Annotated in this window: 14 protein-coding genes; 9 read left to right on the top strand and 5 right to left on the bottom strand. The window is 65.2% G+C overall.

What is annotated here, in order from left to right; translation table 11 throughout:
• Window positions 1–70 precede the first annotated feature (70 nt).
• From K8I61_00450 to K8I61_00430, 5 genes are read left to right on the top strand one after another with little or no spacing between them, the layout of a single operon-like run.
• The gene (locus tag K8I61_00450; GenBank protein ID MBZ0270475.1) at window positions 71–721 is read left to right on the top strand and encodes a hypothetical protein; all 651 of its coding nucleotides are present in this window, start codon (window positions 71–73) and stop codon (window positions 719–721) included.
• A gap of 26 nt (window positions 722–747) precedes the next feature.
• Entirely contained in the window at window positions 748–1,602 is an 855-nt protein-coding gene (locus tag K8I61_00445) for a zinc ABC transporter substrate-binding protein (protein MBZ0270474.1), read from the top strand.
• Window positions 1,599–2,333, top strand: a complete 735-nt coding sequence (locus tag K8I61_00440) for a metal ABC transporter ATP-binding protein (protein ID MBZ0270473.1) — start codon at window positions 1,599–1,601, stop codon at window positions 2,331–2,333. The genes K8I61_00445 and K8I61_00440 overlap by 4 nt, the downstream gene beginning before the upstream one ends.
• Window positions 2,330–3,247 carry a metal ABC transporter permease gene (locus K8I61_00435; GenBank protein ID MBZ0270472.1) on the top strand — a complete coding sequence of 306 codons (918 nt, stop codon included), beginning with the start codon at window positions 2,330–2,332 and terminating at the stop codon, window positions 3,245–3,247. The genes K8I61_00440 and K8I61_00435 overlap by 4 nt, the downstream gene beginning before the upstream one ends.
• Window positions 3,244–3,654 carry a DUF4198 domain-containing protein gene (locus tag K8I61_00430; protein MBZ0270471.1) on the top strand — a complete coding sequence of 137 codons (411 nt, stop codon included), beginning with the start codon at window positions 3,244–3,246 and terminating at the stop codon, window positions 3,652–3,654. Before K8I61_00435 ends, K8I61_00430 begins: the two co-directional genes overlap by 4 nt.
• Here K8I61_00430 and egtD read toward each other — a convergent pair.
• Window positions 3,651–4,631 carry an L-histidine N(alpha)-methyltransferase gene (gene egtD, locus K8I61_00425; GenBank protein ID MBZ0270470.1) on the bottom strand — a complete coding sequence of 327 codons (981 nt, stop codon included), beginning with the start codon at window positions 4,629–4,631 and terminating at the stop codon, window positions 3,651–3,653. The two genes, K8I61_00430 and egtD, sit on opposite strands and share 4 nt — an antisense overlap.
• The gene (egtB, locus tag K8I61_00420; protein MBZ0270469.1) at window positions 4,628–5,899 is read right to left on the bottom strand and encodes an ergothioneine biosynthesis protein EgtB; all 1,272 of its coding nucleotides are present in this window, start codon (window positions 5,897–5,899) and stop codon (window positions 4,628–4,630) included. Before egtB ends, egtD begins: the two co-directional genes overlap by 4 nt.
• A gap of 179 nt (window positions 5,900–6,078) precedes the next feature.
• Here egtB and K8I61_00415 point away from each other — a divergent pair, with 179 nt between their 5' ends.
• The 3 genes from K8I61_00415 to K8I61_00405 are packed head-to-tail and all read left to right on the top strand — an operon-like array spanning window position 6,079 to window position 9,885.
• Window positions 6,079–7,734: a 1-acyl-sn-glycerol-3-phosphate acyltransferase gene (locus K8I61_00415; protein ID MBZ0270468.1), complete on the top strand. Its 1,656-nt coding sequence runs from the start codon at window positions 6,079–6,081 to the stop codon at window positions 7,732–7,734.
• The gene (locus K8I61_00410) at window positions 7,731–8,810 is read left to right on the top strand and encodes a hypothetical protein (protein ID MBZ0270467.1); all 1,080 of its coding nucleotides are present in this window, start codon (window positions 7,731–7,733) and stop codon (window positions 8,808–8,810) included. Before K8I61_00415 ends, K8I61_00410 begins: the two co-directional genes overlap by 4 nt.
• Before the next feature lies 1 nt (window position 8,811).
• Window positions 8,812–9,885, top strand: a complete 1,074-nt coding sequence (locus tag K8I61_00405) for a hypothetical protein (protein MBZ0270466.1) — start codon at window positions 8,812–8,814, stop codon at window positions 9,883–9,885.
• 7 nt (window positions 9,886–9,892) lie between these two features.
• Here the strand turns inward: K8I61_00405 and K8I61_00400 are convergent, their stop codons facing one another.
• The 3 genes from K8I61_00400 to K8I61_00390 all read right to left on the bottom strand — a co-directional run bounded on the left by K8I61_00400 (window position 9,893) and on the right by K8I61_00390 (window position 12,994).
• Window positions 9,893–11,329 carry a hypothetical protein gene (locus tag K8I61_00400; protein MBZ0270465.1) on the bottom strand — a complete coding sequence of 479 codons (1,437 nt, stop codon included), beginning with the start codon at window positions 11,327–11,329 and terminating at the stop codon, window positions 9,893–9,895.
• Complete coding sequence (locus tag K8I61_00395) at window positions 11,329–12,015, bottom strand: hypothetical protein (GenBank protein ID MBZ0270464.1); 687 nt, start codon at window positions 12,013–12,015, stop codon at window positions 11,329–11,331. The genes K8I61_00400 and K8I61_00395 overlap by 1 nt, the downstream gene beginning before the upstream one ends.
• A gap of 82 nt (window positions 12,016–12,097) precedes the next feature.
• Window positions 12,098–12,994: a DMT family transporter gene (locus tag K8I61_00390; GenBank protein ID MBZ0270463.1), complete on the bottom strand. Its 897-nt coding sequence runs from the start codon at window positions 12,992–12,994 to the stop codon at window positions 12,098–12,100.
• Between the two features lie 133 nt (window positions 12,995–13,127).
• Between K8I61_00390 and K8I61_00385 the strand changes: the two genes are divergently transcribed.
• Entirely contained in the window at window positions 13,128–14,969 is a 1,842-nt protein-coding gene (locus K8I61_00385; protein MBZ0270462.1) for a hypothetical protein, read from the top strand.
• Window positions 14,970–14,972: the final 3 nt, after the last annotated feature.

The following is a 14,972-nucleotide window of genomic DNA, read 5'->3' as shown; positions in this document are numbered from 1 at the left end:
TCCTTTCCGGAGGGCGCGCCATTGTGCTATGACACCCGCCCATGCACAAGCCGAACATGGCTTGCGGGCGATGAACGCGCCGCACCGAACGCGCGAGGTGATCGTCAAATCGCCGCGAGGCGCCATCGAGGGCGGGCTCGTGTTCGCCGTCCTTACGATGATCGCGACGGCGGCCTTCGTTCGCCAGGCGACTCTCTCCGGCAGCAGCGAGCCGCTATTTTTGCGCCCGTACCAGCGGCTGACGACCGCGTCGCCAAACAACGCCGTGCGCCTGTTTGAATTGCTGTCGAACGCGGCGCAGGATGCGGCCGATATGTCCGGCGCCGGCCGATTCCCTTCCATAGACGAGCTGCGCAAAGCGGGCGTGCCGCCCTACGACGAGTCGACGCTCGCGGCTGACCTGCGCGGATTCGCACCCCACGAGACGCATCAACCGTCGTGGGCCGATTATCGTTTCGTGCGCGGCGACGCCGGATTCATCCTGCGCATCATCGATCTGCACGCGGAATATCACCCGCATCCTCACCCGGGCATCGACTACGATCCCGACCGCCGCTACACCTACCAGATCTGGTGGAGCGGCGGCACGCGGCCGGACGATCCCGGCGAACGGCTGCCGGAGGCGGGGTGGATCTGGATCGTCACGCCCGACGATCCGACGATCCTTTTTCCCGCGCGGATGTCGACACCGCCGCCGCCGAAGATGGAGGTGAAGCGTTGAAGCGACGCACCGCCGTTTTCCTCGCGATCGCGGTCGCCATCGCCGCAAGGAGCGCGGCGGCCGAGGACAAGCCGTTCACCATCGGCGTCACGCTGCATCCTTATTACTCGTTCGCGGCAAACATCGCGGGCGACGCCGCGACGGTCGTTCCCGTCCTTCCCGATGGCGCGAATCCGCACAGCTTTCAGCCCGGTCCTGACGACGTGAAACGCCTCGCCGCGATCGACGTGCTGATCGTCAACGGCCTGGGTCACGACGAGTTCATCTTTCCGATGCTGAAAGCCGCGGGACGCGAGGACATGCCGATTGTTCGCGCCAACGAGGGCGTCGCGACCATCAAGGCCGAGGGATCGGACGCGCCGAATCCGCACACGTTTCTTTCGATCAACGCCTCGATCCGGCAGGTGCGAAACATCGCGCGCGGCCTGGGAAAGGCGCGGCCAGACGAGAAGGACACTATCGATGCGAACGCCCGCGCGTACATCGCGCGCCTTCGAAAAATGCTGGCCGGCGCGCAAAAAAGCCTTGGCGCCATCGACATCAAGGACGTGCGCGTGGCGACCGTGCACGACGGCTACGCGTATCTATTCCGCGATCTCGGGTTGACAATCGCGGCCGTCGTGCAGCCGCGGCATGGCATCGAGCCTTCCGCGAAGCAGCTCGCCGACACGGTCCGGCGGATCCGCGAGGCGAACGTGACGGTGCTGTTCACCGAGGCCGATTACACGGGCGGGTTCGACGCGACGCTACGCGAGGAGACCGGCTGCCGCGTCTACAGACTCTCGCATATCGCGGGCGGGGCTTACGGCGCGGACCGGTTCGAGAACGACATGCGCGCCAACCTCGACACCGTCGTGCGCGCGCTCGCCGAGGGCTCGTGAGCGCGGACGCGATCCTGTCGCTTGACGGCGTCACGGTGCGCGCGGGACGCGTCGCGATCGTGCGCGACGTCGACATGCGCGTGCGGCGCGGGTCGATCCACGCGCTCGTCGGCCCGAACGGCGCCGGCAAGACGACACTGCTGCGTGCGATATTTCGCGGCGTGCCGCATGACGGCCGGATCGCGATGCGCTTTGCGCGCGACGGCCGCGTGGGATACGTGCCGCAGCGCGTGGAAGTCCCCGACGCGCTGCCGATGACCGTGGCCGACTTTTTCCAGATCGCGCTCGGGCCGCGCCCGCCGTTTCTGGGTTTGCCGCGCGCGTCGCGCCTCGCGATCGAAGCCGCGCTGGCGCGATTGAACGCGACGCACCTTTTCGCACGACGAATGCGCGATCTTTCGGGCGGCGAGATGCGCCGGGTACTGGTGGCGCACGCCCTGTGCCCGGCGCCGGAACTATTGATCCTCGACGAGCCGGCGACGCATCTCGACCTTCCGGGCACGCGGCTCGTTCACGAATTGTTGCGCGAGTTGCGCGACCGCGACGGCGTGTCGATCCTCATGGTCGCGCACGACACCGGCGCCGTCGCGCGCCTCGCCGACGACGCGACCGGCCTCGACGAGACAGTGCGTTTCGTGGGTCCGGCATCGAGGCTCGCCGAAGCGGAAACGTTGCGTGCGATTTACGGGGCGGAAGGCCATCACGCCCCCGTCACGGTGGATGCGCCATGACCGAATCGGTTGTCGCTTTTCTTTCGTCGGCCGCATCACGCGGCGCATTACCGGAAATTTTCGAGCATGCCTTCATGGCGCGGGGGCTCGTTGCCGCGCTTCTCGTTGGGCCGCTCATGGGCGCCTTCGGAACGCTGGTCGTCGCGCGGAAGCTCGCCTTCTTCACGCAGACCGTCGGCAACGCGGCGATGACCGGCGTCGCCATCGGCCTTCTCCTTGGCGAGCCTTTGCGCGAGCCGTATTTCGGCCTCTACGGCTTTTGCCTCGCGGTCGCGATCGTCATGACGTTTCTGCGCGGACATACGCGCTTTTCGTCCGACACGGCGATCGGCGTCGTGCTGTCTCAGACGCTCGGCCTTGGTGTCGTGATGCTCGTGCTCGTCACCAAGCGGTTCGACATCCACCAGATCGAGGCGGTGCTTTTCGGAAGCCTCGTCACGCTGACGCCGCGCGATGTGGATATTCTCGCGCTGGCCTTCGTGCCCGGACTTTTCGCGTGCGGCTTTCTGTTCAACCGCGTGCTGCTCGCGGGCATCGATCCGACGCTCGCCGCCGTGCGCGGGCATCGGCCGGTTCTTGTCGAATATGTGTTCGTCGTGCTGCTGACGGCGGCGGTCGTCGCGTCGCTGAAGATCGCGGGCGCGCTGCTTGTCCTTGTCCTGACGGTGATGCCCGCCGCCGCCGCTGAGCACGTCGCGCGCGGGCTGCGTGGGTTCTTTTTCGTCGCGGTGATTCTATCGACGATCAGCACCGTTGGCGGCCTTACGCTATCGGGCTATCTCGCGATTCCGACCGGCGGCGGGATTGTCGTCGTGGCCACGGTTTTATTTTACTCGGCGCTGCTATCAAAGGCGGTCGCCGGCGCCGTTCGACGTCAAGGAAACGACTTGCGCCGCCACGGAGGTTTGACATGACGTTTTCGACAATTCGCTTCGGCTGGACGGGCGTTTTCGTATGCGCGCTCGTCTTCACGTCGATCGCGTTGGCCCATGGCGTCGAGCTTTGGGTGGAAGCCAACGGGCTGACGGTGCGCGTCGAGGCTCACGCAAGCGACGGCGAACCGGTGGCCGACGCGGACATCACCGCCAAAACGCCCGAGGGAGCCCACATCGCCGAGGGCAAGACGGACGCCAAGGGCGTGTTCAGTTTTGAGGTAGAGGCGCCGGCGGACCTGGTGATCCGCCTGGAGAGCGACACGCATCACCACGCGAAGTTTACGCTGTCGAGGATGGAGTTCGAAACGCCGCCGGCAACGCCTTCGCCCACGCCAACGCCGCCCGTCGTCCCGCCGCTTCCGACGCCGACGCCGACCGCGGACTAGCCCCGATACGTCAGGAACCGGACGCTGAACAGGCGGGCGTCGTCCAGAAAGACGCGGCGCGTTCGAAAACCGTGATCCTCGGCCAGCGACGCGAACGAATCCAGCGAATATTTGTAGGACGACTCCGTGTGGATCGATTCACCCCTGCGAAACGCGACGAACGTGCCGCCGATGCGCACGGCCTGATCGCGCCGGCTGACCAGGTGCATCTCGATGCGCGAACGCTCGGCGTTGAAATGCGCGCGGTGCTCGAACGCATCGAGATCAAAACGCCCGTCGAGTTCGCGATTGATGCGCGCGAGAATGTTCTTGTTGAACGCAGCGGTCACGCCCGCCGCGTCGTTGTAGGCAAGCTCCAGCGTTTCGCGCGGCTTCACGAGATCGACGCCGATCAGGAATCCGCCGCCGGCGCCGACGACATCGGCGACATGGCCGAAAAACGCGGGAATGTCGGCCGGATCGAAGTTGCCGATCGTCGAGCCGGGGAAATAGACGACGCGCGCGCCGGCACCCTGGGGCAGGTCGGGCAGCTCGAAATCGCCCGTGTAGTCGGCGCACACCGGCAGCACCGCCAGATCCGGATACGCAAGGTTGACGTCCGCGGCCGCGCGAAGAAGATGATCGCGGGAAATGTCGATCGGCACATACGCCGCGGGTTTTTCGAGATAATCGAGCAGCACGCGCGTCTTGGTGCTTGTGCCGCTGCCGTATTCGATGAGCACCGCGCGCGCGCCGATAAACTGGGCCATCTCGGGCGCGTGTTTCATCATGATGTCGAGCTCGGTGCGCGTTGGGTAATATTCGGCAAGCGCGCAGATGCGCTCGAATAGCTGCGAGCCGCGCGCGTCGTAGAAGTATTTACACGGCAGCGTCTTGGGACGGGCGGTGAGACCGTCCATCACCTCGGCGAAAAAGGTCGCTTCATCGGGCGCGAAATGAAGCGCCTCCACGGTCGCGGTGTCGTCCACGCTTTTCATACGTCTTTCGCGAGGCGGATGCCCGAAAACTGCCAGCGTGCGGCGGCCGGGAAAAAGTTGCGGTACGTCGCACGGATGTGCGTCCGGCTTGTGGCGCACGACCCGCCGCGCAGGACGAACTGGTCGCACATGAATTTGCCGTTGTATTCGCCAAGCGGCCCCGCGGCCGGCCGATAGCCCGGATAGGGCATGTAGGGACTCTGCGTCCACTCCCAGACGTCGCCGTAGAGTTGACGCATCCCGGCGCCGGCCGCGCCGCGCGGATGATAGCGGCGGGATTCGACGAAATGGCCTTCGATCGCCTGCTCGCGCGCGGCGATCTCCCACTCGTCTTCGCGCGCGAGACGTGCGCCCGCCCAACGCGCGAACGCATCGGCTTCGTAATAGCTCACGTGACACACGGGCTCGTTCGGGTCGACCGGCAGCAGCCCGCCAAGCGTGAAGGCGTGCCAGGCTCCCTCGCGCTCGCGCCAGTACAGCGGCGCGCGCCAGCCTTTTTTCGCGACGGCGAACCAGCCGTCGGAAAGCCAGAACTCGGCGCGGGCGTATCCGCCGTCGTTCATGAACTCGAGGTATTCGCCGTTCGTGACCAATCGCTCGCCAAGCGCGAAGGCGTTCACGAAACGCCGGTGTCGCGGGCTTTCGTTGTCGTAAGCAAATCCGTCGCCCGCGTGGCCGATCTCGACTTGCCCCTCCGGAAATTCGCGGAACGTGAGCGGCCCGGGCACGGCGACGGGCGCTTCGCGTTCGAAGGCGCGATAAACCGGATTGAGCGGGTTACACGAGAGCACGTGCTTGAGGTCGGTGACCATGAGCTCCTGATGCTGCTGTTCGTGGTGCAGGCCGATTTCGACGATATCGAGCCATTCGGGCGCCGGTTCGGCGAAAAACCGCCGCATGCCGTCATCGACGTGCCGGCGGTAGGCGCGTGTCGCCTCGACGCCCGGCCGCGTGATGAAACCGCGCTCGGGACGCGCGTGCTGCGGGCCGATGGTGTTGTAGTAGGAGTTGAAAAGAATCCGAAAATCGTCGTGAAATACCTTGTAGCCCGGCAATCCCCGCTCGAGAATCAATGTTTCGAAAAACCAGCTCGTATGCGCCAGATGCCATTTCGTCGGGCTGACGTCGGGCATGGACTGGACGACGTAATCCTCGGTCGAAAGCGGGTCGCAAAACGCCTCGGTCGCGGCGCGGACCTCGTCGTATCGTGCGCGAAGGTCCGCCGCGCGGGCGGCAGCCGGGTCGACGACCGTTGTTGGTACGCTCATGCGCCTCCTCCTTCGTATCGACTCGCGCGGCGCTTGGACCCTACCACGCAAGACGCGCATCGCAAAATCCGTGGTCGTGCCATGAACCGGGCACGGACACGCGGATCGTCGTGCAAGGCGCGGAGATAACGCAAGGCCATGTTGTACGCCTTGTAACGCAGACCTATCATGCGGCGGCCATGCTCGACATTTCCCGCGCTCTTGAATTCCTTCGCGCTCCCGGCACGCCCGGACGGATGTCCGCGGACGACCAGGAGCGCATCGCCGTGGAAGTGCGCAGCCGCGTTCACAAGGACGTGCTCGCCCGCGCGGCCAAAAGCGAGGAGGCGTTTCTCGACAACCTCATCCACGAGGTCCTCTACTTCGAGCAGCGCCGCATCGAGCGCCTGCCCTATCGGCTAAACCAGAAACGTGACCGCGCGTGGCTCGCGTCGATCCGCTCGCGCTTCGGCAAGGCCAGCGAGGCCGAAAAACGGCGACTCGTGGAAGAGATCGTCGATCACCACGTGCGGGAGATCGTCGGCCACTTTTCCGAGCCCGTGTATCAGTTCTCGACGACGGTGTTGCCCGTGGGCCTTGGCTTCATGCTGAGCGCGCTAAGCCCGGTCAAGCTCGTCACGTCGCTTCCGAACCTCCCGGACGTTTCGCGAAACGTGCGCATCGACGGCGAAGTCGAGCAGATTCGCAAGCTCGACAAGCTCGGCACGGTGGTTCTGGTGCCGACGCACCAGTCCAACGTCGATTCGCCGCTGATGGGCTGGGCGATCTATCACATGGGCCTTCCGCCGTTCACCTACGGCGCGGGCCTGAACCTGTTCCATCACAAGATCATCGGCTTTTTCATGCACCGCCTCGGGGCGTACAAGGTCGATCGGCTCAAGCAGCATTCGCTCTACAAGCAGGTGCTGAAGGAATACGCGACGGTCACCATCGAGGCCGGCTACCACAACCTGTTTTTTCCGGGCGGAACGCGCAGCCGCTCCGGCGCGGTGGAGCGCCACCTCAAGCTTGGGCTCATGGGATGCGGGCTCAACGCCTATCTTGCGAACCTGCGCGCCGGCAAGCCGAAGCCCAACGTCTACGTCGTCCCGTGTACGATCAACTACCAGATCGTGCTCGAGGCCGAAAACCTCATCGACGATTACCTGAAGGACGCGGGCAAGAGCCGCTATATCATCGAGGACGACGAGTTCAGCATGCCGTCGCGTATCTACTCGTTCCTTCGCAACATCGTGACGCTCGACGACCGCATCTACCTGCGCGTCTCGCCCGCGCTCGATCCGTTCGGCAACCGGGTGGACGACGAGGGCCGCTCGCTCGACGGCCGCGGGCGCGTCATCGATACGCGAAAGTACCTGCAACGGCGTGGCGAATACGTGGACGACGCCGATCGCGACCGCGAGTTCACACGCGAACTCGGCGAGCGCGTTGTCGAATCGTTCGTGCGCGATACCGTCATCCAGTCCACGCACACCCTCGCCTTCACCGTGTTCGAGCGCATCCGGCGCGAAAGCGACGACCCGGACTTCTTCCGCTTTTTGCGCGAAACGCCGCGCGAGGTGTCCGTGCCGCTTGTCGAGGTGCATCGTGAGGTGGACCGCGTGCTTGCGCTCTTGCGCGATCGGGCCGGCGCCGGCGATCTCCACCTGGCGGGGACGGCGCAATCCGGCGACGCGACCGCGCTCGTCAACAGCGCGCTGCGCCGGTTCGGCGGCTATCACACGCAGCCCGTTCTCTACCGGCGCGGCGACCGCCTGTTCGTCGGCGATATGAAGCTGCTCTACTACTACCGCAATCGCCTGTTCGGATACGGCATCGGGGGGCCGGACACATGACGCCGAACGCGCCGGACACCGCGCTGACCGTTTTCGGCGACGGCGATCTCGCATTGGCGTACGCGTTGCTCGCGCAAGGCGCCGGCGCCGGGCGGATTCGCGTCTACGCCGCTACGTCTGGCCTCGCGGACCGGCTCGCCAAGGAGGCCCTGGCCACGCGCTTTGGGCGCGCGAAGGCCTTGCCGCGATTGTCGACGGCGAGCAACGCCGCGCAGGCGTGCGCTGCGCCGGTCCTGTTCCTGGCCGTGCCGCTTGACGAATTGCGCGGGTTGATGCGCGAGATCGGCGAACACCTCACGGGTGAACACATTGTCCTGCACGCCGTCCGCGGCCTTGCGTTTGACGGGCGCCTTGTGACGGCAAGCGATGTCATTCGCGCCGAATGCTGCGTCCGGAAGATCGGCGTTCTGGCCGGCGTTCACGAGCCCGCGGAATTGGTCTCGAACGTGCCGGCCGCCGGGCTTGTCGCCTCGCCGTTTGCCGAGGTCGTCGGCGAGGCGCGCCGCCTTTTCACGACCGATCGATTTCACGCCTACGGCACAAGCGACCTGGCGGGCGTCGAGGTCGGCGCGTCGCTCGCGCCGATCTACGCGATCGCCGCGGGCATCGCCGACGGCCTCGGTTTCGGCGCGGCCTCGCGCGCGATTCTTGTGACGCGATCGGTCGCGGAGATGGCGCGCATCGCCGCGACGCTCGGCGCCGATCCCGCGACGCTCGCCGGCCTCGCGGGGCTCGGCGGCATCGTCGCCGAGACCTACGCGGACGGATCGCCCGCCTACCGATACGGCACGCACCGCGCGCGGTCGCGCAAGCGCGCCGAACCGCCGGACGCGGGTCTCGCCGAAACGCTCGCAACCATCGACGCGGCCGCGCGCCTTGTCGAATCGCGGTGCGTTCGCGCGCCGATCCTCGCCGCCGTGCGGGGGGTTCTCACCGGCGATCTTACGCCGGCCGAGGCCGCGCGCCGCCTGATCGCGCGCGAGGCGCGGCTTGGCGAGGATCTGCGGCTCGATCTCGACGACGCGCGCCGAAGCGCGACGGCCATCATGCCGAAAGGCGGGCGCGGCCGGAGCTGACATGTATCCTCTCGTGCGACACGATGAACGCACCCTGCCCGCCGAATACGCCGGGCGCGTCATCACCTGCGACGTCGACAAAACGTATCTCGAATCCGATTTCGAATCGTGGCTCGGCCTGGCGATCATCCCGATGGAAAAAGCCGAGGACAAACGCGCCATCGCGGGCATGGCGCCGGTGCTTCGGGAGTTGCGTCACGGCGGCGCAATCGAGAATGCGCAAACGCCGTTTTTCTTTCTGACCGCGAGCCCTCCGTTCATCATGAAGGAGGTCTATCGCAAGATGCTGATCGACGGCGTGCAATGCGACGGCGTCACGTGCAAGGACTGGCGGCAGATTCTTTTCAAGCGAAAAAAGCCGGCGTGGTTGCGCCGCCAGTTGCCCTACAAGGTCAGCGCTCTTTTGCACCAGCGCACGCGGCTTCCCGAGAGCGCGCGCGAGATTCTGATCGGCGACGACGCGGAGGCCGACGCGCGTGCCTACGCGCTCTACGCCGACATCCTCGCCGGGCGCGTCAACGAAGCGGAGCTGTCGGAGATTTTGCGCCGCGAGCGATGCGACGCGGAAGAAAAGGCCGAGGTGATCGAGGCGTTCCGCGCGGTAAAACCGCCCGGCGAGCGCGTCGAGCGGATCTACATCTATCTCGAAAAACGGACGGACCCAAAAATCTTCGCGCCGTTCTCAAGCGACCTTGTCGCCTGCCGCAGCGCGTTTCAGATGGCCGTGCACATGACGCTCGGCGGCCTTGTGCGCGCCCAGGCCGCCGTTGACAGCGCGCGCGCCATGCTGGCGATCGACCATGCTTGCCGGGACGATCTAGCCGAGGACCTGGCCGAAGGCGTGCGCCGGGGGATTTTCGGCGCGGCGGATCTCGCGCCGCTGCACGACGAATTGGTCGCGGAAAACCTCGTCACGCCGCTTGAGACATTCCCGGAGATCGTGGAGAAATCGCTGTTCCCGAAACGGGCGGAGCGGCAAGGGCGATGGTATCTTCCGCCCGTCGTGGAAACGTCCGCGACGGACGCTACGGCCCCGTCGCCGCGTCACATGCTGGACGAAGAATCGTTCGAATAAACGGCCGCTACCTTCCGCAGCAAAGCTGTCCGATTCCGCCGTCATCGTCGTCATCGTCGGCCGCGTCATCATCCGAGGCGTCATCATCCGCCGCGTCGTCATCATCGCCAGGGATGCCGAACGTCGCGTCGAGCGCGTCCCAGACATCTTCGCGGCTTCCCTCATAGCCAAGCGCCCAGAAGCCGACGCCGCCGGTATGGCGCAGCGCGGCGTATTCGAAACGCTCCGCGAGCGACGCGGCATCGTCGTACCAGAGCTGATGCCAGCCGTCGCCTGCCTTGTCGTAGACAAGATAAGGCGTGCGGCTCCCGGCATCCCACAGGCGCGGCCCGTACGATCCGCTATTGGCCATGTTCACCGCGGTCGCGAGGATCGTCGCGAGGCCCGTGCCGCGTTTCGTGCCGGGCACCGCGCCGGTTGTCGTCGGCCAGTCGTAACCGTAGAGAGGAAGTCCGACAATCGTATTCGCGAGGTCGTACGGAAAGATGTACGTCTCGTAGTCGTTCAGCGTCCACTCGATGGACCACGGACTCCAAAGCGTGCCCGCGAAAAGCGGCGACACCGGGCCGGGATCACCGCCTTTGTAGTGATAGTCGTAGGCCATGATGAAAAGGTAGTCCGCGGCGGCGGCGAGCTTGTCGTAATCGAACGCGCCCGACCAATCCACCGCCGGCGTGTCGATCGAAAGATGAGCGCCCGGTATCGCGGCGCGCAGCGCGTCGGCCAGATCCTCGATGAACGTCACGAAGTTCGCCTTCTGCGTCGCGGGAAGCAGTTCAAAGTCGATGTTCACGCCGTCCGCGCCGGCGTCCGTGACCTCAAAGACGATATTGTCGATCGCGTTCGCGCGATTGATCGCACTCGAAAGAAGCGTCGTCTGTTCGGTCGGCGTAAAATTGTTGACCGTCAGCGCGACCTTCACGCCGTTCGCGTGCGCCTCGTCGATGAGCGTGCCGTCCGGCCAGCCGTTGTACACGGTGATATCACCGTTTGAGCCGAGCGTGACGGAGAACCATGCGATGACGGAGAGCACGTCGTAGGGCAGATCGGCCGGGTCTTCCGTCGACCAGTACGGATAAAAGCCGATCGACTCGACGCCAAGCGCAAGCGGCGCCGCCTTCGCGAGCGGCCGTGTGGCCGGGCGCGATTCGCGACCAGGCTCGAGCCCCTGCTCGATCGCCCAGCGCGCGAAATCGCGATGCCCGCCGATTGTCCGCGCCACGGCCGGTATCGCGAACGCAAGAATTGCCGCGAGCGCCACGCCAATACGAACCGCGACTGTATGAAATGACGCGAGCGCCACGCCAATACGAACCGCGACTGTATGAAATGACGCGAGCGCCACGCCAGTACGAACCGCGACCGTATGAAATGACGCGAGCGCCACGCCAATACGAACCGCGACCGTAAGGAAGCGGGTTTCGTTCGCGGCCGTCTTACGCATCAGAATCCCCCGCCTTGCCGGAACGCGCCGAGCATGACGTACACGTTCAGAACCGCGTGATGAAAATCGCGGTCGCCGAATTCGTCGCGCTTCGCGTCGCCGGAAAACAGCTTGCCCGTGTCGTTCGCCTCGAAGAAATACGAACCCGTCACGCCAAGACCCAGAAAATCGCCCGCCAACTCCAATCCAAATTCGGGTTCGACAAAAAGAAACCCGCCGCTGGCTCTCCCGTCGAACGCGGGGCTGTAGAGATCATATTCCCATCGGCCGAAGCCCGCGACCGCGTCCAGGACCACGCCGAATCCGCGCGAGAGAAGGCGTTTGTAGCCGAGCAACAGTCCGCCATATCCGGATTCGAGAGCGGCGTAACGACCGGACTCGTGGCTTTCCACCGAGAAATTGCGCCCGCCGCCGCCCAGGCGAACGACGTTTTTGCCGAACGCCACGTCGCCGACGAGGAAAAACGAGAATCCCCACGGCGGCCCGTTGAACTCCGAGATGCCGAGCGCGTCGAGATCGTCGTTGAATTCGGACAAATCGAGAAAGTGCCACGACGGCCCGAAAAACAATCCGCCCCCGCCGCCGGTCCCCGGCCCGTCGTCATCGGACTCATCGAGTTCCTGGGCGAGCGTCGGACCCGCGAGCACAAGCGACATCATGAGCGTCAACGCGGCAATCGTCCGCATCGGACCTCCGGGGATGGGGATACGGTCGCGTTATTGAACGGCGATTCGCCGCCGGGTGCAAGCCGCTGGATGAAAATGATACTTACGCCGCCTCCGGCGGGATCGGCACCGCCGGTACGCGACGCAGCGTCGCGGCGACGGCCGCGAGAATGATCGCCGCGCCGGCGATCTGGTGCGCCGTGGGGCTCTCGCGGTTCAGAAAATAGGCCGCCGCCAGGCCGACGACCGGCTGCGCGAAGATCGTCAGGGTCACGCGCGAGGTCGCCGCGTCGCGCAGCGCGACATACCAATACGTATAACCGACGACGGTGCAGAGCCCCGCGAGATAGCCGACGAGGATCAGTCCATCGCCGGCGGTCAGCCTCGCGGCAGGAGCCCAGCCGACAAACAACGTCACGGCGACCGCATTCACGACGCACGCCGCCGCGAGCGCCACGGCCGTCACGCGAAGCGGCGGATGGCGGCGAAGCAGCTCCTTTCCCATGACGGAATACGACGCCTCGAAAAAGATGCCGAGCACGATGAGCGCCGTGCCGAACGGGTGCACCGCGCCGGTCTCGAGCCAAAAGCCCGAAAGGATCACCGCGCCGGCAAAGGCCGCCGCGAGCGCGGCGCCGGTCGGCCGGTCGATCTTTTCGCGCAGGAAGACGAATGCGCCGATCGAGACCAGAAGCGGCTCCGTCGAAACGAGCACCGCCGCGTCGCCCGCGCGCGAAAGCGACACGCCCGCGTAAAGGAAAAGCGGGCAGAGCGTGAACGTGGCGATCCCCATCAGCGCCGCGCGGGCGAAGTCGCGCGCCGACATCCGCAACCCCGAAATCCGCCACGCGACGAGAAGAAGCGGCGCCGCGGCGGCCAGGTAGCGAAGCGAGGTCACCAGAAAAAACGGCGCGCGTTCCATCAACACCTTGGTCGCGGCATACGTGCCCGCCCAGGCAATGTTCATGGCCAGAAGGCCGATGGCGGTCCGTCGATTCATCGCCGCGACGCTATAACATTTCCGCGGCCCGCGCGCGTGCTTTCGCCGGCGGGATTTGGTAACCTGTCGCCCCATTCGACATGACCGCATGAGGCGCGCAATGGCGTCGCCCGGCGTTTTGGGAGGATCGCTCATGTTTGCGAAATACGGCCTGACGGCGCGGTGTCTCGTGCTTCTGACCGCCGCCCTGCTGATCTTCGCCGCCGGTTGCTCGTGCGGCGACGACGATGACGACGACGGCGGCGCGCCCGGTGACGACGATACCGGCGACGACGATTCCGGCGACGACGACGCCGACGACGACACCGGCGGCGATGACGACGACGCGACGGACGACGATTCCGGCGACGACGATGCCGATGACGACGACACGGGCGACGACGACATCGATAATTATCCCTACGCGCTCATCCACGGACCGGGCGAGCCCGATTACGACGCGGCGCTCGAGGATCTGGCGCGCCAGTACGACCGGACGTTCCATACGTTCCACGCGGCGGGCACGGGCCTGAATCAGGATCTCACCGTCGCCCTGGCCGACGCGGCCGATCGCGAACTGATTCGCGGTTTCGTCCAGGACACGGACGGGTGGGATTTCGAAACGTACTCCGGCGGCAAGACCGCCTTTGACGTCATCGACTCCTACGAAAAGATCGCCGGCCTTTACGGCGGCGTGGGCATCGTGGCGGACGCGTACCGCTACGCCGTGGTGCGCGATTCCGGACAGTATTCGCAAGCCGAGATCGACCTGGCGCGCGAGCACCTGCGCGCGGCCATCGAGGGGCTGTTCGTCGCGGTTGAAATCACCGGCGAGCCGGGACTGATCGCCCGCGGATACAACCGCCTGGATATCCCCGGCAATCAGGATAGTCAGGTGCTGACACCGCTTTTCGACGAGTTTGGCGATCCGCTGCCGCCCGAAAAGAATAACGGCACCTGGCGCGCGGACAACTCCGACGGCGGCGTTTTTCCCGACTTCATCTGGGAAGACTCGTGCAGCCGCGATATGTACATCGGCTGGTCCGCCGCGTTCGGCGCGGCGTGGGAGGTCATCCGCGACGACGACGCGTTCGCCAAGGGCATGAAGGACAAACTGCAGTTGTACGCCAAGGAGATGGTCCAGCAGCTCGCGACCGTGCGCCCGAACGGATACGACCTCGAGATTTACGACGCGGACGGGCGGCGCACCTTCCACGGTTTCCTGAACGAGAACGCGTTCGACCGCCTGTATCTGCCTTTCCTGCCGTTCAAGGACGGATTCTACGCCATGATGTCGCTTGGCATCGTCGCGTCGCTCGCGTACGTCGCCGAGGATGACGAAACCTATGCCTACCTCTACGACACGCTCATCGCCGCGCGCGGTTTCATCGAAATCGTCGAACAAAATTTGATCGGCCTTCATTTCGGCACGAAATCGAACTACTCCGGCGTGAACATGGAGTTCATGGGGGTGTATCTGGCGATGCGATACATCGACGATCCCGAATTTCGAGCCCGGATCGCCGACGTCCTGGCGAACAAGATGTACGATCATCCGTTCTGGCCGCGCCTGCCCAAGGAGCAGAAGATGTCGATGTACGACTTCATCTTCGCCGCCTTCGCCGCGGGCGCGAGCGCGTACACCAGCATAGTCGAGGAGCCCGACCAACTCGCGGTCGCGAACGGCGTCGAGACGCTGCACGCCTTTCCCGAACCGCCCTACTGGGACGTGGAGATCATCAACTGCGACGAGGACGAAATCCTTTCCGGCGACTGCATCGGAATCGACGGCGTGACGCCGATCACCGTGCTCGGCTACGTCGGACGCAACGACGATCTCGTCGCCGAGGACCCGATCCCCAAGGAGATTCGCCGCCCCAGCAACTACGAGTGGCGCTCGAATCCGTATCAGGTCAACGGCGGCGGCAACGGCACGCGCCTTTTGCCGGGCGTCGATTTCCGATTCGCCTATTGGCTCGGGCGATACACACGATAGGGA

It is taken from the genome of bacterium (assembly GCA_019912885.1).
In the GTDB taxonomy this organism is placed as follows: domain Bacteria; phylum Lernaellota; class Lernaellaia; order JACKCT01; family JACKCT01; genus JAIOHV01.
Note: the sequence above shows the minus strand (reverse complement) of the source record. Positions and strands in the feature narration are given on the sequence as shown.